Source organism: Mumia xiangluensis, from assembly GCF_010994095.1.
In the GTDB taxonomy this organism is placed as follows: Bacteria; Actinomycetota; Actinomycetes; order Propionibacteriales; family Nocardioidaceae; genus Mumia; species Mumia xiangluensis.
Window position 1 is genome coordinate 277,315 of sequence record NZ_WJYO01000006.1, and the last position, 19,752, is coordinate 297,066.

Consider the following 19,752-nt stretch of genomic DNA (forward strand, 5'->3'; position numbering starts at 1 on the left):
GCTCAGGCCTCCGAGGCGATGCTCTGCGCCACCCCGACGTGCTTCGCCAGCTCGGCCTCGACGGTCTCCAGCAGGCGCGCCTGGATCTCCGGGACCCCGGTGCGGCGGATGACGTCGTTGAAGAACCCGTGGACGACGAGACGGCGTGCCTCGACCTCCGGGATGCCCCGGCTCTGCAGGTAGAACAGGTGCTGGTCGTCGAAGCGACCGGTCGTCGACGCGTGGCCCGCGCCCTCGATCTCGCCGGTCTCGATCTCCAGGTTCGGGACCGAGTCGGCGCGTGCGCCGTCGGTGAGCACGAGGTTGTCGTTGCTCTCGTACGTGTCGATGCCGACGCCCTCCTTGCGGATCAGCACGTCGCCGATCCACACGGTGTGGGCGTCCTTGCCCTGCAGCGCGCCCTTGTACTCGACGCGGCTGCGACCCTTGGGGTTGTTGTGGTCGACGAACAGGCGGTGCTCGAGGTGCTGGCCGGCGTCGGCGAAGTAGAGGCCGAGCATGTCGACGTTGCCGCCGGTGCCGGCGTACTCGACGGACGCGTTGATCCGCACGAGGTCGCCGCCGAAGCTCACGAGCACGTGCTTCAGGCTCGCGTCGCGGCCGACGTGCGCGTGGTGGTGCGACACGTGGACGGCGTCGTCGTCCCAGTCCTGGACCGCGACGACGGTGAGCTGTGCGCCGTCACCGAGGACGATCTCGACGTTCTCGGCCCACGTCGCAGACCCGACGTAGTCGATGACGACGGTGGCCTTCGAGAACGGCTCCGCGGTGATCACGACGTGACCCGCACCGGCCTTCTCGGCGCCGTTGCCGCGGAAGCGCACCCAGGTGGGCTGCGACGCGACGGCCTCAGCGGGCACGGTGACCTTGAAGAGGCGGTCCGACGCCTCCCAGGCGCGAGCCGAGATCCGGTCGACCGGCACGTACGTCGACGTGCCGCGCGCCGGGTCGTCGATGTCGACCGAGCCGGCCTGGACCTCAGGCGCGACGTCGAGGTCGACCTCGTAGTCGTGGCCGTCGAGCGGCGCGTCCTTGTGCAGGTCGCGCAGGCGCTTCAGCGGGGTGAAGCGCCAGATCTCCTCGAGGCCCTTCGGGACCTCGTGGTCGGCGGGGTCGTACGAGCCCTCCGGGTGCAGGTGGCTGACGACACGGGTCTCCACGGCGCCGGAGACGGGGGTCGAGAGAGCGGGGTCAGCGGTAGTGGGGGCGGTCACCCGACGGCACCTTCCATTTGCAGTTCGATCAGACGGTTGAGCTCGAGCGCGTACTCCATCGGGAGCTCGCGCGCGATGGGCTCGACGAAGCCACGGACGATCATCGCCATCGCCTCGTCCTCCTCCATCCCGCGGCTCATCAGGTAGAAGAGCTGGTCGTCGGAGACCTTGGAGACGGTCGCCTCGTGACCGAGCGACACGTCGTCCTCGCGGACGTCGACGTACGGGTAGGTGTCGGAGCGGCTGATGTCGTCGACGAGCAGCGCGTCGCACTTGACGGTGCTCGCGGAGTGCTCGGCGCCCTCCTGGACCTGGAGCAGGCCTCGGTACGAGGCGCGGCCACCGCCGCGCGCGACCGACTTGGAGATGATCGAGCTCGACGTGTGCGGAGCAGCGTGGACCATCTTGGCGCCCGAGTCCTGGTGCTGGCCCTCGCCGGCGAACGCCAGCGACAGCGTCTCGCCGCGGGAGTGCTCGCCGAGCAGGTAGATCGCCGGGTACTTCATCGTCACCTTGGAGCCGATGTTGCCGTCGACCCACTCCATCTGCGCGCCCTCCTCGCAGGTGGCGCGCTTGGTGACGAGGTTGTAGACGTTGTTCGACCAGTTCTGGATGGTCGTGTAGCGGCAGCGGCCGCCCTTCTTCACGATGATCTCGACGACCGCGGAGTGCAGCGAGTCGGTCTTGTAGATCGGCGCCGTGCAGCCCTCGACGTAGTGGACGTAGGCGTCCTCGTCGACGATGATCAGCGTCCGCTCGAACTGGCCCATGTTCTCGGTGTTGATCCGGAAGTAGGCCTGCAGCGGGATGTCGACGTGGACGCCCTTGGGCACGTAGATGAACGAGCCGCCGGACCAGACCGCCGAGTTGAGCGCGGAGAACTTGTTGTCGCCGACCGGGATGACGGTCGCGAAGTACTCCTTGAAGAGCTCCGGGTGCTCCTTGAGCGCCGTGTCGGTGTCGAGGAAGATGACGCCCTGCTCCTCCAGGTCCTCGCGGATCTGGTGGTAGACGACCTCGGACTCGTACTGGGCGGCGACGCCGGCGACGAGGCGCTGCTTCTCCGCCTCGGGGATGCCGAGCCTGTCGTAGGTGTTCTTGATGTCCTCCGGGAGCTCCTCCCAGGAGGTCGCCTGCTTCTCGGTGGAGCGGACGAAGTACTTGATGTTGTCGAAGTCGATGCCCGACAGGTCCGCACCCCAGGACGGCATCGGCTTGCGACCGAAGAGCTTGAGACCCTTCATGCGCAGGTCGAGCATCCAGTCGGGCTCGCTCTTGCGGCCCGAGATGTCGCGGACCACGTCCTCGTTGAGACCGCGTTTGGCGCTCGCGCCGGCGATGTCGGGGTCGGCCCAGCCGAAGTCGTAGCGGCCCAGGCCCTCGAGCTCGGGGTTTGCCTGCTCGATGGCGTTCGGGGTGGTGGTCATCGGGTGGTCCTCTCATCGGTCGTGAGGGCAGTGTTCGTCGCAAGGGAGGGCGGGCTGTCAGGCACGTACGTGGTGCACACGCCGTCGCCGTGGGCGATGGTGGCGAGGCGCTGCACGTGATGTCCCAGCATCCGGGCGAACGCTTCTGTCTCTGCCTCGCAGAGCTCAGGGAACTCGGCCGCGACGTGCGCGACCGGGCAGTGGTGCTGGCACAGCTGCGTGCCACCGGGGGCCTGCCGCGTGCTGGCGGCGAACCCGTCCTCGGCGAGAGCGTCGGCGAGCGCGTCGGCGCGATCCTCTGCAGGAACGTCGATGACGGGCAGGTAGCGTCGCTCCAGCTCGGACGCACGACGTCGTGCGAAGGCCACCACGGCCTCGTCGCCGACCGTCTCCGCCAGGAAGCGCATCGCGCCGACCGCGAGGTCGTCGTAGTCCTGCTCGAACGCCTCCCGGCCGGCGTCGGCGAGGGCGAACGCCTTGGCGGGACGCCCCCGGCCGCGGCGCTGGCCACGGGTGCGATCGGTGGCCACCTCGACGAGCCCCTCCTCGGAGAGGGCGTCCAGGTGGCGGCGTACGGCGGCCGGTGTCAGGTCGAGGCGTTCGGCGAGCTGGGCGGCCGTGGAGGGCCCTTCGAGCATGATGCTGCGCACCACGCGCTGACGAGTCGACGACTCGTCAGGAAGGACCCGATTGTTTTTCACAACACCAGTGTGCCTTTATTGGTCGAGCCCGTTCAACGAAGGATCGCCTTAGTGGCGCCGGTCACGTTCCCCTGGCCTGGAACGGCGGGCGCTGCGTCACCCGAAATACGTCGCTCCCCCGGGCGGTGCCGGGGAGGGAGACGCGTCGGCGTCGGTGAACGGAGCCCCTCCGCCGAGCGCGCTGAGCAAATCCGACCCGCCCAGGACACGGTACGGGAACGCCGAGGACGCGGCGCGGCGCTGCAGCGCCGACACCGGGAGCGATGTCGCTCCCGCGACCAGCAGGACGTTCCCGTAGCGTCGTCCCCGCCAGGTCGCCGGCTCCGCGCTCGCCACCACCTCGGCGAACGCCGTACGGGCTGCCGCGACCGCCCTGCGTAGGTACGGGAAGGGCGCCTGGTCAGCGAGGTTCGCAAGGAGGACGCCGTCGGGTCGCAGGACGCGTGCCATCTCCGCGAACGCCTCCGTCGTGGACAGCTCCGCAGGGACGACGGGCCCGTCGAAGGCGTCGAGGACGATCACGTCCGCGTAGTCGTCGCGCATCGCCGCGAGCCCGCTGCGCCCGTCGGTGGCGCGGACCTTGATCCCGCTGCGGGCGGGCAGCGGCAGGTGCTCGCGGACGTACGCAGTGAGGTCCGCGTCCGGCTCGAGGACGACCTGGGCCGAGCTCGGGCGGGTCGCGGCGACGTACCTCGGGACGGTCAGCCCCGCGCCGCCGACGTGGACGACGGCGAGCCGGTCCGGCGGTGGTCGCAGGAGGTCGAGGGTGTCACCGATGCGCTGGACGTACTCGAACACGAGCCTCGACGGGTCGGCGAGATCCACGTGCGACTGCTCGGCTCCACCGACGCGGAGGGTGAAGGCGTCGGCGCGTCCGGGCTCCTGGACCAGATCGACTCGGCGTTCCACGGCGAGAGACTACGTGCCCGCCTCTGCGTGCGCGCGTCGTGGCCGGCTGTCCGTGCGTCCCGCTAACGTGGGCCCGTGGCCAAGGCTCCAGCGGTGATGATCCCTGTCGGCGATCGTGAGGTGCGCGTCTCCAGCCCTGACCGGATCGTCTACGCGGCGACCGAGCGGACGCCGGAGATCACGAAGCGTCAGGTCTGCGAGTACGTCGCCGCCGTCGGCGACGTCTTGATGGCGACGATCGGGGAGCGCCCGACGGCGATGGAGCGTTGGCCGGACGGCTGGCGCGAGGGCATGCGGCTCGCGACAGGCCCGCAGGACCGCGACGCGGACGGCTTCTACCAGAAGCGCCTCCCCAAGGGCGCGCCCGACTTCGTCGAGACCGTCAGGATCACCTTTCCCAGCGGGCGCACGGCGGACGAGCTCTGCCCCACCGAGCCCGCCGCACTCGTGTGGGCGGCGCAGATGGGCGCTCTCACCTTCCACCCGTGGCCGGTCCGACGGCCCGACGTCGACCATCCTGACGAGCTGCGGATCGACCTCGACCCGCAGGAGGGGACCACGTTCGCCGACGCCCAGCGCGTCGCGGGGGTCACCAAGGAGCTGCTGGAGGAGCTCGGCCTACGCGGGTTCGCCAAGACCAGCGGCAACCGTGGCATCCACATCTACGTACGCATCCAGCCGAGGTGGACCTTCGACGAGGTGCGGCACGCGGCGATCGGGCTGGGTCGCGAGCTGGAGCGCCGCGATGGCGGCGTCACGACCGCGTGGTGGAAGGAGGAGCGCGGCACCCGGCTCTTCCTGGACTACAACCAGAACCTTCGCGACCGCACGATCGCGAGCGCCTGGAGCCTGCGGGCGCGACCCGGAGCGCCGGTCAGCACCCCTGTGTCGTGGTCCCGCCTGGCCGAGGTCGAGGACCCGCGTGACTTCAACCTGACGACGATCCCGGACTATCTCGCCGACGGCGATCCGTGGGCCGACCTGGACGCCGAGGCATACTCGCTCGAGCCCCTGCTCCAGCTGTGGGAGTCGCTGCCCGGCGGAGAGCTGAACTGGCCGCCCGACTACCCCAAGCAGCCTGGCGAGCCACCGCGGGTGCAGCCCAGCAAGAAGGTCGCGGAGCACTGGGACGAGCACGGCAACCGCGTCGAGAGCTAGGCGTCCTCCCGTGTGGGTGCTGCACGTCGACCTGGACCAGTTCATCGCCGCGGTCGAGGTGCTCCGCCGCCCCGAGCTCGAGGGCCTCCCTGTCGTCGTCGGCGGGCGCGGCGACCCCACGGAGCGGGCGGTCGTGTCGACGGCGTCGTACGAAGCCCGTGAGTTCGGCGTCAGGTCCGGGATGCCTCTGCGGACGGCGGCCAAGAAGTGCCCGCAGGCGGTCTTCCTCGCCGTCGACAAGCCCGCGTACGACGCCGCCTCGGAGGGCGTCATGGCGACGTTGCGCAGCTTCGGCACCGCGGTCGAGGTCCTCGGGTGGGACGAGGCGTTCGTCGACGCCGGACCCGATGCCGATCTCGCGAGCGCCACGCAGCTCGCCGGCGAGATCCGCGCGCGAGTCCTCGAGCGCACCTCGCTGCACTGCTCCGTCGGGATAGGCGACAACCGCATCCGTGCCAAGAACGCCACCGACTTCGGCAAGCCGCGCGGCACCTTCACGCTGACCCGCGACAACTGGTGGGCCGTGATGGGCGATCGCCCGACCGACGGCGTCTGGGGCATCGGGAGCAAGACCGCCGCGAAGCTCGCACGCCTCGGGATCACGACCGTGAGAGAGCTCGGCGCCGCCGACGAGGAGGCGCTCGCCGCGGAGCTCGGTCCGACGATGGGCCCCTACTACCGCCGGCTCGCCCGCGGCGTCGACACCTCACCCGTCGACCCGACGCCGTGGGTTCCGCGGTCCCACGGGCACGAGGAGACGTTCCAGGCCGATCTGTCCGAACCAGCCGACGTCGAGCGCGAGGTGCGGCGGCTGGCAGCTCTCGCAGCCCAGGACGTCGTCGAGGACGGGCGCCCGGCGGTGCGGGTGCGGCTCAAGATCCGATACGTGCCGTTCGAGACCCGCACCAGAAGCGTCACGCTGCGCGAGCCGACGGACGACGCGGCGACGATCGCCGATGCCGCCGCAGCGCTGCTGGAGCGGACCGACCGCACCCGCGCCGTACGCCTGCTCGGGGTGGCGGCCGAGATGGCAGACCCGGGTTAGGTCGAGTAGCGCCGAGCCCCCCTCCCCGCCGGTCGAGTAGCGCCGAGCCCCGCCCCCTCCCCGCCGGTCGAGTAGGGCCGAGCCCCTGGGCGAGGCGCGTATCGAGACCCGGTCTCGATACGGGCTCGTCCCTCGCCCTACTCGACCAGCGGAAAGAGCGGGGACCGGAGGCAGAGGCAAAGGTCGAGTAGCGCCGAGCCCCGCCCCCTCCCCGCCGGTCGAGTAGCGCCGAGCCCCGCCCCCTCCCCGCCGGTCGAGTAGCGCCGAGCCCCTGGGCGAGGCGCGTATCGAGACCCGGTCTCGATACGGGCTCGTCCCTCGCCCTACTCGACCAGCGGAAAGAGCGGGGACCAGCGGAAGGAGCGGAACCAGCACCAGCGGCGGGGCCGGGTTGCACTACCCGTACGTTCTGTGGTTCACTAGTCCAGTAATGAACCACAGGAGGTGACAGGATCGTGTTCGACGGACCGGAGCCGATCTACATCCAGATCGCCCAGCAGATCCGCGCCCAGATCCTGAGCGGGGACCTTCCCGAGGAGGCACAGGTAATGTCCACGACGCAGTACGCGACCACGTTCCGCATCAACCCGGCAACGGCCGCGAAGGCCTTCGGGATCCTCGTCGACGAGGGCCTGATCGAGAAGCGTCGTGGGCTCGGCATGTTCGTCGCCTCAGGGGCGCACGAGCGACTCCTCGACGAGCACCGCGCGGCATACCTCGACCGGGTCTTCCGCCCCGCGGTCGAGCAGGCCGATCTGCTCGGCATCCCCCGCGACCGCCTCGTCGCCTACCTCGAGGCCCACCCGTCGACCACATCCGCCAGCGCGCTCGCAGAAGGTGAGATCCGATGACCACGCCGTACGGAGCAGAGCTCACCGACGTCACCGTCACCTACGGCAGGGGCAACCGTGCACTCGACGAAGCGTCCTTCGCGATCCGGCCGGGGACGATCACCGGCCTCCTCGGCCGCAACGGCGCCGGCAAGTCGACGGCGCTCGCGCTCCTCGCCGCGCTGCGGCGCCCCACGTCCGGATCGGTGCGTGTCGACGGCGCGGACCCCTTCGAGAACGCCGTCGTGATGGGCGGGGTCCAGCTCGTCCGCGAGGCCGGCGACGTCATCGGGGACTCGTCCATCGATGAAAGCCTCGGCTACTACTCCGAGCTGCGGCCGCACTGGGACTCCGAGTACGCCTTCGCGCTGCTCGACCAGTTCGGGATCGACCCGAGCGCGACCCCCAACAAGCTGTCGCGCGGCAAGAAGTCCGCGCTCGGCTGCACCATCGGGCTCGCCAGCCGCGCGCCGCTGACGATCTTCGACGAGTCGTACCTCGGCATGGACGCCCCCAGCCGGTACGCGTTCTACGACGCGCTGCTCGAGGACTACACCGAGCACCCCCGCACGATCGTGCTCTCGAGCCACCTCATCGACGAGGTCGAGCGGCTGTTCGAGGACGTCGTCGTGCTGCACCACGGACGCGCCGTCGTCGCGGAGACCGCCGACGCCCTGCGAGGCCGCGCCGTCAGCCTCGTCGGACCGACCACCGCGGTGAGCAAGCTCGCCGACGGGCGGCACGCGCTGGCGACGCGCAGCCTCGGCGGCACGACCCAGCTCACCCTCGAGGGATCCCTCGAGCCGTCCGAGATCGCCCTCGCCCGCGACGCCGGGGTCGAGATCGCCCGTGTCTCGATCCAGGACCTGTTCATCCACCTCACCCAGGAGACCGACCCCGTGTCGGCCGATCCCACGCGAAAGGCTGCCCGATGACCGCCACCGTCTCCCCCGTCACCGCTCGCGACCAGGAGCAGCGCGGGTTCAGCACGAGCGCGTTCGCGACGTTCGTCGGCACCTGGCAGATCGGCCTGTACTTCTGGATCGCGGTCGTGCTCATCAGTGCCGGCCTGACCGTCGTGCTCGACACGTGGAGCGAGCTCGACGGGAGCGTCGCCGAGGGGGTGCTGGGCTCCGCGCCGATCTTTCTCAGTGTGATGGGCATCGTCGTGCCGCTCGGCATGCTGCCGCTCCACCTTGCTGGCGGCGCGACCCGTCGCTCCTTCGTACGAGGCACCGTCACGGCTGCCGTCGGGCTCGGAGTGACCTTCGCGCTCGCCGGGGCGGTCGGGATGCTGATCGAGTACGCCGTCTTCAACGCTCTCGACTGGCCGACGGTGGTGGACAATCCGGGCCTGTACGACTCGTCGGGCGACTTCTTCGCCATCTGGCTGTCGTGGTCGCTGAGCAGCATCGCGTACTTCCTCGCTGGCACGGCGATCGGGTTCGGCTACTACCGCTGGGGTGGGATCCTCGGCACGGTGCAGCTCGTCGTGGCCGTGGGACTGGTCATCGGCGGCGAGCTGGCTCTCGGCGGCGGTCTGCCCAGCGGGATGTTCGGCGAGCTCTTCGACAGCGGTCCGATGCCGCTGCTCGTGGGGGTTCTCGGCTGCACAGCAGCGATCGCCGCGCTCACCTACCTCGTGCACCGCACGCTGCGCGACATCCCGCTGAAGTCGGGGTCGCGCGCCGCCGGCTGCTGAGGGACGGATCAGCCGAGGATCGCGCCCAGGTCGTACGAGGCGACCTCTTCCAGCTGCTCGTACGTGCACGACTCGGGGTCGCGGTCCGTCCTCCACCTGCGGAAGCGGGCGGTGTGACGGAACCGCGTCCCCTCCATGTGCTCGTAGGCGACCTCGGCGACCAGGATCGGCTTGATCGGGACGAACGAGAGATCCTTGCCGGCGCTCCACCGGCTCTGGGCGCCGGGGAGCCGATCGCCCTCGTGAGCCTCGGTCTCGGCCCAGCGGCCCCACGGGTGATCGGCGAACTCGACCTTCAACCGGTCGAGCTCAGCAACGAGCTCACCGCGCCGTACCTCGGTGAACGCCGCGCACACCCCGACGTGCTGGAGGCCGCCCGACTCGTTGTAGAGGCCGAGAAGCATCGAACCCAGGAGCGGCTTCTCCGGCGTCGACGTCTTGTGGAACCGGTAGCCCGCGACGACGACGTCGGCAGTGCGCTCGTGCTTCACCTTCAGCATCGTGCGGCCGTTCTCGGCGTACGGCGCGCGCAGCGGCTTGGCGACGACGCCGTCGAGCCCCGCTCCCTCGAACTGTCCGAACCACTCCTCGGCGACCGCCGGGTCCAGCGTCGTACGGGTCGTGTGGACCGGGTGACGGGCGCCCTCCAGCGCCTCGACCAGGCGGGCGCGGCGCAGCTCGAACGGCTCCTGAGTCAGATCGTCGTCGCCGAGAGCGAGCAGGTCGAAGGCGACGTACGAGGCAGGAGTCTCCTCGGCCAGCCGGGTGATCCGCGACGCTGCGGGGTGGATGCGCTCCTGGAGGACCTCGAACTCCAGCCGGCCGTCGATCGCCACAATGATCTCGCCGTCCAGCACGCAGCGTTCCGGGAGGTGCTCCCGGAACGCCGCGACCAGCTCGGGGAAGTAGCGCGTGAGGTCCCGGGTGTTGCGGCTCGTCATCTCGACGGTTTCGCCGTCACGGAAGACGATGCACCGGAACCCGTCCCACTTCGGCTCGTACGAGAGTCCGCCGTCGACCTTGGACGGGTCCGGCACGCCCTTGACCGACTTGGCCAGCATCGGGCGTACCGGCGGCATCACCGGGAGCTGCATGCGTCACTCCTTCTGAGTCAGTTCCTCTGGGGTCGCCTCGACCAGCTCGTCGGTGTCGCCGTCCCGCGCCTCGTCGCCGTGTCCCGGCCACCACGCGGTGTGCCCGAGCAGCGCCGTGAGCGACGGCGTGAAGAACATCGACATCACGAACGCCGCGACGAGGATGCCGAACGAGATCGCGAAGCCCATCGACACCAGCAGCGGGTTGCCACCCAGCATGAGCGCGGCGAACGACCCGGCCAGGATCAGGCCGGCAGCAGCGATGGTGGGGCCGGCGTGGCGTACGGCCCAGGCTGCGGCGTCGTGCGGACTCTTGCCCTGCCGTGACTCTTCTCTCAGGCGGGCGATCATCAGGATGTTGTAGTCGGTGCCGAGCGCGACCACGAACAGATAGATATAGATCGGCAGCATGAAGATGAGCCCGTCTTCACCCTTGAACACCTGGAACACCAGCACCGTGGCGCCCAGCGTCGCGCCGAAGCCGAGACCGACCGACGCCATCAGGTACAACGGTGCGACCAGGCTGCGGAGCAGCACCGCGAGGATCACCATGATCAGCAGCGCAGCGACCGGGAAGACCACGGAGTAGTCGCGGTTCATCGCGTCCTGGAGGTCGACGAAGATCGACGTCGTGCCGCCGACCAGCGCCTCCGCCCCGTCCGGAGCGCCGTCGTGCGCCGCCGTACGGATCGGGCCCTCGACGTGCTCCATCGCGGCATCCGACATCGGGTCGTCGTCGAGCGTGACGATGAACAGCGCGGCGGTGCCGTCGGCGTTCGGGATCGGCTCGGCGACCTGCGCCACACCCTCGGCGTCACCGAGCTGCGCCGCGAACGGGGCGAGATCGGTCTGGGCGATCGGCTCACCGTCGGTGCTGCGCAGGAGGACGGTCTGCGGCGCGGTCGCACCGGCCGGGTAGCCCTCGAGCATGCGCTCGCTCGCGACCATCGACTCTGCGTCGTCGGGCAGGCTCATCTGGGAGAAGTCGAACGACGGCTTGAAGCCGAAGGCGAACACCGCGAGGACGGCGAGGAGCAGTCCCGACGCCAGCGCGAACCGGCCCGGGTGGCGTCCGAGGGAGTCGCCGACCGCCGCGAAGCGGGCGCCCTTCGGCTCCTTCTTCCAGGCCTTGGACGGCCAGAACACCTTGGTGCCCAGCAGCGAGACCACGGCCGGGATCAGCGTGAGTGCGGCGACGACGGTGACCGCCACAGCGATCGCGAGCGCGGGGCCGATCGACCGGAAGATGCTGAGCGACGACAGCACCAGCGCAAGGAACGCGACGATCACGGCACCGCCGGCCGACGCGATCGCCTCACCGGCCCGCTCGATCGCGTGCACCATCGCGGCCTTGGGCTCCTCGCCCTCGCGCAGCCGCTCCCGGTAGCGGAACATCAGGAACAGGATGTAGTCGGTGCCGATGCCGAACAGCACGACGATCAGGATCACCGTGATCGACGAGTCCGCCTGGAGGCCGAAGGTCTCGTTCGCGATGGAGATCAGGCCGGTCGCGACCTGGGAGATGATCGTGATCACCACGATCGGCAGCAGCGCGACGATCGGGCTGCGGAAGATGATGAGGAGCAGGACGACGATGAGACCGATCGTCGCGACGCCGACGGCCGCCTCGGCGCCGCTCGCGGCCTCCTCGGCGTCGAGGTTCTGGGCGATCGAGCCTGTCACGCCGACGCGGAGGTCTGTGCCCTCGACGGCGTCCTTGGCCTCCTCGCGCAGCTCCTTGGCGCTGTCGGTCAACGTCGTGTCGAACGGGTCCGTGCCTTCGGTGAGCCCAGCCGTGATGGTCTGGACGACGCCGTTCTCCGATGGCGGGTTCGCCCGGATGTCGGCGAGGTGCTCGATGTCGGCCGCGCTCAGGTCCTCGGCGAGTGCTTCGACGGCAGCGGAGTCCTCCGCGGTGAGCGGCGCTCCGTCCTCGCGGTCGATGACGACGATCGCCGCAGGCTCGGTGTCGGCGAGCTCGGGGAAGGCGTCCGCCTGGGCCTCGAGCGCCTTGATGGACTCGTAGTGGCGGGGCAGGAAGTCGGCCTCGTCAGACGTCGACTGCAGGGGTGGCGCCAGCGACACCACAGCCACCGCCAAGACGATCCACGCGAGAATGACCTGCCATGGATGACGGACGACGTACCGTCCCAGCGTGGCGAACACGAATCCCCTTTCGACGTGCCACCCCGGCGGTGGCCCCAGCAGACCCTATCGAACACGAGATCTCTAGACTGAGCCAGTGAATTCCCTCGCCGTGGAGGTCTCCGGCCTCGTCATGCGCTACGGCGAGACGACGGCTGTCGACGGGCTCAGCCTCACGGTCGAGCCCGGCACGGTGACAGCTGTGCTCGGCCCCAACGGCGCCGGCAAGACGACGACGATCGAGACCTGCGAGGGCTACCGCAGCCCGCAGACAGGGACGGTGCGCGTCCTCGGACTCGACCCTGTGCGCGAGGCAGCGCAGCTCCGGCCACGCGTCGGCGTCATGCTGCAGAGCGGCGGCGCCTGGTCGGCGTCGTACCCGCACGAGATGCTCCGCTACGTCGCCCGGCTGTACGCCGACCCGCTCGACGTCGACGCACTCGTCGACCGTCTCGGGCTCGGCACCATCGGCCGGACCCCGTACCGTCGCCTGTCCGGCGGCCAACAGCAGCGCCTCGCCCTCGCCACCGCCCTCGTCGGACGCCCTGAGCTGGTGTTCCTCGACGAGCCCACCGCCGGTCTCGACCCGCAGGCGCGACGCGCGACCTGGGAGCTGGTGGAGGAGCTGCGCGCCAGCGGCGTGACCGTCGTGCTCACCACCCACTTCATGGACGAGGTCGAGCGCCTGGCCGACTGGGTCCACGTCCTCGATCACGGCCGGCTCATCGCCTCGGGCAGCCCGAAGTCGCTGACCAGCGAGGGCGCCGAGAACACGCTCCGCGTCAACGGGCCAGCCGGCCTCGACGTCTCCGGCCTGCTCACGGCGCTCCCCGGAGGGACGCAGGTCGTCGAGCAAGCCCCCGGCCTGTACCTCGTCTCCGGGACCATCGACCCTGCCCTGCTGCACGCCGTGACCGGCTGGTTCGCGAGGCAGGGAGTGCTCCTCGACGGGATCGGCGTCCGCCGTCGCACGCTCGAGGACGTCTTCCTCGACCTCACCGGACGGGAGCTGCGCTCGTGACCCTCGACTTCGCGCCCCGACCGGGAGCAGCCCCCGTGCGCCGCATGGTGCTCGCACAGACCGTCATGGAGACGCGGCTGCTGATGCGCAACGGCGAGCAGCTGGGGCTCGCGCTCGTCATCCCGCTGCTGCTGCTGGTTGCCGGGACGGAGGCGACACGGGTCGTCGACCTCGGCCCGGGACGCCCGATCGACATCATCACGCCCGGAGTGCTCGCGCTGGCGATCGTCTCGTCCGCGTTCACGTCGCTCGCCATCGCCACCGGGTTCGAGCGGCGCTACGGCGTGATCAAGCGACTCGGGACCACGCCCCTCCCCCGCTGGGGCCTGCTCGTCGGCAAGATCGGCTCGGTCCTGCTGGTCCAGATCGCGCAGCTCGTCATCTTGGTCCTCGTCGCGCTCTGGCTCGGCTGGGACCCGCACGGCGGCGCTGCGTCGTACGCCTGGCTCGTCGTCCTCACGCTGCTCGGGACCGCCGCCTTCGCCGCCCTCGCGCTGCTCCTCGCCGGCACGCTCCGCGCCGAGGCCACCCTCGCCGTGGCCAACCTCGTCTACGTGCTCCTCGTCGTCGGCGGTGCGGTGCTGGTGCCGCTCAGCCGGTATCCGGAGGCAGCACAGACCTTCCTGTCCCTACTGCCCTCGGGCGCCCTGTCGGAGGCGATCCGCGTGGTGTTCGAGGGCTCCGCACCGCCGACGACGAGCATCGTCGTGCTCGTCGTCTGGGCAGCCGTCGCCGCCGCGCTGACCGCCCGGACCTTCAAGTGGGAGTGATCGCGTGATCGACAAGTTCCGGAACCCGACCGTCGGATTCGTACGCGGGTGGGCGTGGGCGTCACTGATCGCCAACATCGGCATCATCGTCACCGGGGCAGCGGTGCGCCTGACCGATTCGGGGCTCGGGTGCCCGACCTGGCCGAGGTGCTCCGACGAGTCGTACGTCCCCCACGGCGAGCTCGGCCTCCACGGCGCGATCGAGTTCGGCAACCGGATGCTGACGTTCCTGCTGGCCGCGATCGCGATCGCCACGTGGTTCGCCGTACGCCAGTGGCGTCCGAAGCGGCCACGGTCAGTGGTCGTGGCGACCGTGATGGCGCTCGGCATTCCCGCGCAGGCGCTGATCGGCGGCGTCACGGTCCTCGTCGACCTCAACGCGTGGGCGGTCGCCGTCCACCTCGCCGTGTCGATCGGTCTCGTCAGCCTCTCGACGGTCCTCGTCCGCCAGACGTACCACCCGGCCGCCTGGCATCCGCCGACCGTCCCGGGCCCGGCGCAGACGCTCGGCTGGATCACGTACGGCGTGATGTGGGCGACCGTGATGATCGGCACGGTCGTGACCGGTGCGGGCCCGCACGCCGGCGATCCCGACACCGCACGCAACGGGTTCGATCCGGCATCGGTGACCCAGCTGCACGCCGACGCGGTGTTCCTGCTGCTCGGTCTGTCCATCGGGCTCGTGTTCGCGTACAAGGCCGTCGGGGCTCCGGCGAGCGCCGTACGCGCAGCCGTCGTGCTCATCGCCGTCGAGCTGGGCCAGGGGCTCATCGGTTTCGTCCAGTACTTCACCGATCTCCCGGAGCTGCTGGTCGCGCTCCACCTCCTCGGAGCGGGGATCCTCGCCGCAGCCGCGACGTGGGCCGCTCTCGAGTCGCGCACGCCCGCCGTCCGACCAGACCACGTCACCGGCGCCGTGTGAGCCAGTGCGGGTTCCTCCGCCCGAGGAACCCGCGTCACCTCACACTCGACGGGCGGCACGGTTCGTCCACCGACGGGCTTCGTCCCCAGGCAGCCCCGTACGACGTCCCTCCGACCGCCCTGCGGACGTCGCGGGGCGGGGTCCGACGCGCGCTCGTCTCGCGAGGATGGAGGCGGCCCGGCCGTGGGGCGTGAGCAGGTGCGGGTTCGGGTGGGCCGTGGACCCGCACCAGCTCACACCGCGTGAGCGGAAGGGTGTGACGTCAGCGCAGGAACGGGTCGATCGCCGCCGCGACGAAGAGCAGAGCGAGGTAGGCGTTGGACCAGTGGAACAGGCGCATCGGCTTGAGCACGGACAGCTCCGAGCTGATCCGGGCACGAGCCTGGAGGCGGTGGGCCTCGACGAGGAACGCGGCGCCCAGGACGACGGCAGCGGTCGGGTAGAACCAGCCGGTCGGCGTGAGCGGCCAGAGGACCAGGGACGTCAGCACCATCGCGTACGAGTAGGCGACGATCTTGCGTGCGACGACGGTCGCCGGTGCGATCGACGGCAGCATCGGCACGTCGGCCGCGGCGTAGTCCTCGCGGTAGCGGATCGCCAGCGCCCAGAAGTGCGGAGGCGTCCAGAAGAACACGACGAGGAAAAGCACCACGGGCGGCCAGGCCAGCTCGCCGGTGACCGCGGTCCAGCCGATCAGCGCCGGGAAGCACCCTGCGGCACCGCCCCAGACGATGTTCTGGGAGGTGCGGCGCTTCAGGAGCATCGTGTAGCCGACGACGTAGAAGACATTGGCAGCGAGCGCGAGCCCGGCGGACAGCCAGTTGACGAGGAAGCCCAGCCACAAGGTGGAGACGACGCCGAGCACCAGTCCGAACACCAGCGCCGACCGCGTGGTCACGGCGTGGCGCGGGAGCGGGCGACGACGCGTACGGCGCATCTGCTGGTCGATGTCGGCGTCGAACACGCAGTTCAGCGCGTTGGCAGAGCCCGCCGACAGCGTGCCTCCGACGAGCGTGGCGAGCACCACCCCGAGTCCGGGGACTCCCTCGGCAGCGAGGAACATCACCGGGACGGTCGTCAGCAGGAGCAGCTCGATGATGCGAGGCTTCATCAGTCCGACGTACGCGTTGACGACGTCGAGAGCCCGAGGACGACCGCTCGACGGGTGCGAGGGGCGCTGGTGCGCAGCACTCAGCTCCGGGTCGATTGCGGTCACGTCGCGAGTCTAACGGCCGGTCCCGGCGGTGCACCTCCGGGTGCGCGAGGGCGAGCCGGAGACGTGACCGCCACCACGTGCCGGCAGGTCCGTACGACGCCGCGCGAGAGGCCCCGTCCCACGGCAGGGAGCCGATCCGCGCGAAGGCGAGCGCGCGAGTAGGCTCGACAGCGATACCTGTCCGTGATCCGGCGCCGCAGCCGCGCGTATGACAGCGCCTCCCGCCGGAGACCCCGCACCACCGTACGAGGAGCACGACGACGTGAGCACCAACCTGGAGTGGACCGATCTCGACCGTTCGGCGGTCGACACCGTCCGCGTCCTCGCGATGGACGCCGTCCAGAAGGTCGGCAACGGCCACCCCGGCACCGCGATGAGCCTCGCTCCCGCGGCGTACCTCCTCTACAACAAGGTGATGCGGCACAACCCCGCCGATCCGCACTGGGCGGCGCGCGACCGATTCGTCCTGTCGTGCGGCCACTCGAGCCTCACCCAGTACATCCAGCTCTACCTCAACGGCTTCGGGCTCGAGCGCGCCGACCTCGAGTCCCTGCGCACCTGGGGCAGCAAGACGCCCGGTCACCCGGAGTTCCGTCACACCGCCGGCATCGAGGTCACGACCGGCCCGCTCGGTCAGGGCGTCGGCAACGCGGTCGGCATGGCCATGGCCGCCCGCCGCCGCCACGGCCTGCTCGAGCCCGACGCGCCGATCGGCGAGGGCGTGTTCGACCACCACGTGTACGCGATCGCCTCCGACGGCGACATGGAGGAGGGCGTCGCCTCCGAGGCCAGCTCGCTCGCCGGCACCCAGCAGCTCGGCAACCTGACGCTGATCTGGGACGACAACCGCATCTCCATCGAGGACGACACCGCGGTCGCGTTCAACGAGGACGTCGTGAAGCGGTACGAGTCGTACGGCTGGCACGTGCAGCTGGTCGACTGGACCAACGGCGGCACCGGCTACGACGAGAACGTCGACGCACTCTGGGACGCGCTGCAGGAGGCGCGCTCGGTCACCGACCGGCCCAGCTTCATCGCTCTGAAGACGATCATCGCCTGGCCCGCGCCGACGAAGCAGGGCACCGGCGCCTCTCACGGCTCGGCGCTCGGCGACGAGGAGATCGCGAAGACCAAGGAGATCCTGGGGTTCGACCCCGACAAGACGTTCGAGGTCTCCCCCGAGGTCCTCGCGCACACGCGTCAGGCCGTGACCCGCGGCGAGCAGCAGCAGGCCGAGTGGGACGTGCAGTACGCCGCATGGCGCGAGGCCAACCCTGAGGCTGCCGCGCTGTACGACCGTCTCGAGGCGCGCGAGCTCCCCGAGGGTTGGGACACCGACCTGCCGACGTACGAGGCCGACCCGAAGGGTGTCGCCACCCGCGTGGCCTCCGGTGCGTTCCTCACCGCGGCCGCACCGGTCCTGCCCGAGCTGTGGGGCGGTTCCGCCGACCTCGCCGGCTCCAACAACACCACGCCCAAGGGCCAGCCGTCGTTCCTCCCGCCCGAGCACGCGACCAAGATGTTCTCCGGCGACTGGTACGGCCGCGTGCTGCACTTCGGCATCCGCGAGCACGGCATGGGGGCGATCCTCAACGGCATCGCGCTGCACTCCCCCACACGCCCGTACGGCGGCACGTTCCTCGTCTTCTCCGACTACATGCGCCCGTCGGTGCGGCTCGCGTCCCTGATGCAGCTGCCCGTCACCTACGTGTGGACGCACGACTCCATCGGGCTCGGCGAGGACGGCCCCACGCACCAGCCGATCGAGCACCTGGCCGCGCTGCGGGCGATCCCCGGCCTGGACGTGATCCGACCCGCTGACGCCAACGAGACGATCGTCGCGTGGAAGAAGGTCCTCGAGTCCCCCACGCACCCGGCCGGGCTCGCGCTCAGCCGGCAGAACCTGCCCGTCTTCCCCCGCGGGACCGACGGCTACGCCGAGGCGTCGGAGGCGACCAAGGGCGGCTACGTCCTGCTCGACACCGACGGCGACCCGGACGTGGTACTGATCGGCACCGGCTCGGAGGTCCAGCTGGCGGTTGCGGCGCGTGAGCAGCTCGCCGCCGAGGGCATCGCCGCGCGCGTCGTGTCGATGCCGTGCCGCGAGTGGTTCGACGGCCAGACCGAGGCCTACCGCGACTCCGTGATCCCGCCGCACGTCCGCGCACGCGTGAGCGTCGAGGCGGGCATCGCTCAGGGCTGGCGCGAGGTCGTCGGTGACGCGGGACGCATCGTGGGCATCGAGCACTACGGCGCGTCGGCGGCGTACGAGACCCTGTACGACGAGTTCGGGATCACTGCGGAAGCGGTCGTGTCCGCCGCGAAGGAGAGCATCGCGGCATCCGGGCACACCGGCGGTGTGGGCGTGTTCGCCAGGCCGATGGGCACCATCCTCCCGCAGACCAACCACTGAGCGACGCCGAAACCCCACCGGCGTCCCGACGGACGGAGAACGCGATGAGCGACCGACTGAAGACCCTCAGCGAGGCAGGCGTGTCGATCTGGCTCGACGACCTGTCGCGAGAGCTGACCGAGACCGGAGAGCTGCAGAGGCTCGTCGACGAGGACCACGTGGTCGGCGTGACCAGCAACCCGACCATCTTCGCCTCGGCGATGAAGGAGGGCGCACGCTACGAGCCGCAGCTCGACGAGGGGCTGGCTGCCGACCCGCAGACCACCGTCGCCGACGCGATCTTCGAGCTGACGACGACTGACGTGCGTCAGGCGGCGCGGATCCTGCGTCCGGTGTACGACGCGACCGACGGCGTCGACGGGCGCGTGTCGCTCGAGGTCGACCCGACGCTGGCGTACGACACCGACGAGACCATCGCCTCGGCACGCAAGCTCTGGGACAAGGTGGGCGAGCCGAACGTCTTCATCAAGATCCCGGCGACGCAGGAGGGTCTGCCGGCGATCGCCGCGACCATCGGCGCCGGCATCAGCGTCAACGTGACGTTGTTGTTCTCGCTCGACCGCTATCGCGGGGTGCTCGATGCGTACGCGTCGGGGCTGGAGCACGCGATCGCCGACGGCGTCGACATCTCCGACGTGCAGTCGGTCGCCTCGATCTTCGTCAGCCGCATCGACAGCGAGGTCGACAAGCGCCTCGACGCGATCGGCACGGAGGAGGCGCTCGCCCTCAAGGGCAAGGCGGGCATCGCGAACTCGCGTCTCGCCTACGCCGTGTACGAGGAGTTCTCGGCCTCCGACCGCTGGAGGGCGCTCGAGGCCCAGGGCGCGAACCGACAGCGTCCGCTGTGGGCGTCGACGGGCGTGAAGAACCCCGACTACCCGGACACGCTGTACGTGACCGAGCTGGTCGGCCCGAACACCGTCAACACGATGCCGGGCGCGACGATGCGGGCGTTCGCCGACCACGGTGAGGTCGAGGGCGACAAGCTCTCCGGCAACGCCGAGCAGGCCGAGCAGCTCGTCCGTTCGCTCGCCGAGGTCGGGGTCGACTACGACGACGTCATGGTCACGCTGGAGTCCGAGGGCGTCGAGAAGTTCGAGTCGTCGTGGGCCGACCTGGTCCGGACGGTGCAGGATCAGCTGACGGCAGCTCGCGGACGCCGCGGCTGACCACGGAGGGAGAATC

At 70.3% G+C, this 19,752-nt stretch carries 17 protein-coding genes; 10 read left to right on the plus strand and 7 right to left on the minus strand.

Going from position 1 to position 19,752, the window contains the following annotated elements; all coding sequences use genetic code 11:
• Nucleotides 1-2: 2 nt before the first annotated feature.
• The 4 genes from sufD to GH747_RS19080 form a co-directional block, all read right to left on the minus strand.
• Nucleotides 3-1,214, minus strand: a complete 1,212-nt coding sequence (gene sufD, locus GH747_RS19065; protein WP_228553003.1) for a Fe-S cluster assembly protein SufD — start codon at nt 1,212-1,214, stop codon at nt 3-5.
• Entirely contained in the window at nt 1,211-2,641 is a 1,431-nt protein-coding gene (gene sufB, locus GH747_RS19070; protein WP_149771210.1) for a Fe-S cluster assembly protein SufB, read from the minus strand. Before sufB ends, sufD begins: the two co-directional genes overlap by 4 nt.
• The gene (locus GH747_RS19075) at nt 2,638-3,342 is read right to left on the minus strand and encodes a helix-turn-helix transcriptional regulator (RefSeq protein ID WP_228553004.1); all 705 of its coding nucleotides are present in this window, start codon (nt 3,340-3,342) and stop codon (nt 2,638-2,640) included. Before GH747_RS19075 ends, sufB begins: the two co-directional genes overlap by 4 nt.
• 96 nt (nt 3,343-3,438) lie before the next feature.
• Nucleotides 3,439-4,251 (minus strand): spermidine synthase, encoded by an 813-nt coding sequence (locus GH747_RS19080; RefSeq protein ID WP_194842931.1) that lies wholly within the window; start codon nt 4,249-4,251, stop codon nt 3,439-3,441.
• Nucleotides 4,252-4,326: 75 nt separating this feature from the next.
• Between GH747_RS19080 and GH747_RS19085 the strand changes: the two genes are divergently transcribed.
• The 5 genes from GH747_RS19085 to GH747_RS19105 all read left to right on the plus strand — a co-directional run bounded on the left by GH747_RS19085 (nt 4,327) and on the right by GH747_RS19105 (nt 8,986).
• Nucleotides 4,327-5,409, plus strand: coding sequence for a DNA polymerase domain-containing protein (locus GH747_RS19085; RefSeq protein ID WP_228553005.1), 1,083 nt, complete (start codon nt 4,327-4,329; stop codon nt 5,407-5,409).
• 10 nt (nt 5,410-5,419) lie between these two features.
• The gene (locus GH747_RS19090) at nt 5,420-6,454 is read left to right on the plus strand and encodes a DNA polymerase IV (protein ID WP_205603023.1); all 1,035 of its coding nucleotides are present in this window, start codon (nt 5,420-5,422) and stop codon (nt 6,452-6,454) included.
• A 455-nt stretch (nt 6,455-6,909) separates the two neighbouring features.
• Entirely contained in the window at nt 6,910-7,305 is a 396-nt protein-coding gene (locus GH747_RS19095; protein WP_149771211.1) for a GntR family transcriptional regulator, read from the plus strand.
• Nucleotides 7,302-8,219 carry an ATP-binding cassette domain-containing protein gene (locus GH747_RS19100; protein WP_149771212.1) on the plus strand — a complete coding sequence of 306 codons (918 nt, stop codon included), beginning with the start codon at nt 7,302-7,304 and terminating at the stop codon, nt 8,217-8,219. The genes GH747_RS19095 and GH747_RS19100 overlap by 4 nt, the downstream gene beginning before the upstream one ends.
• Nucleotides 8,216-8,986 carry a hypothetical protein gene (locus GH747_RS19105; protein ID WP_149771213.1) on the plus strand — a complete coding sequence of 257 codons (771 nt, stop codon included), beginning with the start codon at nt 8,216-8,218 and terminating at the stop codon, nt 8,984-8,986. Before GH747_RS19100 ends, GH747_RS19105 begins: the two co-directional genes overlap by 4 nt.
• A gap of 8 nt (nt 8,987-8,994) precedes the next feature.
• Here the strand turns inward: GH747_RS19105 and GH747_RS19110 are convergent, their stop codons facing one another.
• Nucleotides 8,995-10,080, minus strand: a complete 1,086-nt coding sequence (locus GH747_RS19110) for an ATP-dependent DNA ligase (RefSeq protein ID WP_149771214.1) — start codon at nt 10,078-10,080, stop codon at nt 8,995-8,997.
• A 3-nt stretch (nt 10,081-10,083) separates the two neighbouring features.
• Nucleotides 10,084-12,246, minus strand: coding sequence for an MMPL family transporter (locus GH747_RS19115; protein ID WP_149771215.1), 2,163 nt, complete (start codon nt 12,244-12,246; stop codon nt 10,084-10,086).
• 76 nt (nt 12,247-12,322) lie between these two features.
• On the opposite strand from GH747_RS19115, the gene GH747_RS19120 reads away from it, so the two are divergent.
• The 3 genes from GH747_RS19120 to GH747_RS19130 are packed head-to-tail and all read left to right on the plus strand — an operon-like array spanning nt 12,323 to nt 14,938.
• Complete coding sequence (locus tag GH747_RS19120; RefSeq protein ID WP_149771216.1) at nt 12,323-13,246, plus strand: ABC transporter ATP-binding protein; 924 nt, start codon at nt 12,323-12,325, stop codon at nt 13,244-13,246.
• Complete coding sequence (locus tag GH747_RS19125; RefSeq protein ID WP_228553006.1) at nt 13,243-14,016, plus strand: ABC transporter permease; 774 nt, start codon at nt 13,243-13,245, stop codon at nt 14,014-14,016. Before GH747_RS19120 ends, GH747_RS19125 begins: the two co-directional genes overlap by 4 nt.
• Nucleotides 14,017-14,020: 4 nt before the next feature.
• The gene (locus GH747_RS19130) at nt 14,021-14,938 is read left to right on the plus strand and encodes a COX15/CtaA family protein (RefSeq protein WP_149771217.1); all 918 of its coding nucleotides are present in this window, start codon (nt 14,021-14,023) and stop codon (nt 14,936-14,938) included.
• 262 nt (nt 14,939-15,200) lie between these two features.
• On the opposite strand, the gene GH747_RS19135 is transcribed toward GH747_RS19130, so the two are convergent.
• Nucleotides 15,201-16,154, minus strand: a complete 954-nt coding sequence (locus GH747_RS19135; protein ID WP_377036099.1) for a heme o synthase — start codon at nt 16,152-16,154, stop codon at nt 15,201-15,203.
• Nucleotides 16,155-16,416: 262 nt separating this feature from the next.
• Between GH747_RS19135 and tkt the strand changes: the two genes are divergently transcribed.
• Together tkt and tal are read left to right on the plus strand one after the other, a co-directional pair.
• Nucleotides 16,417-18,567, plus strand: a complete 2,151-nt coding sequence (tkt, locus tag GH747_RS19140; protein ID WP_228553007.1) for a transketolase — start codon at nt 16,417-16,419, stop codon at nt 18,565-18,567.
• Between the two features lie 44 nt (nt 18,568-18,611).
• Entirely contained in the window at nt 18,612-19,736 is a 1,125-nt protein-coding gene (gene tal / locus GH747_RS19145; protein WP_149771219.1) for a transaldolase, read from the plus strand.
• Nucleotides 19,737-19,752 lie beyond the last annotated feature (16 nt).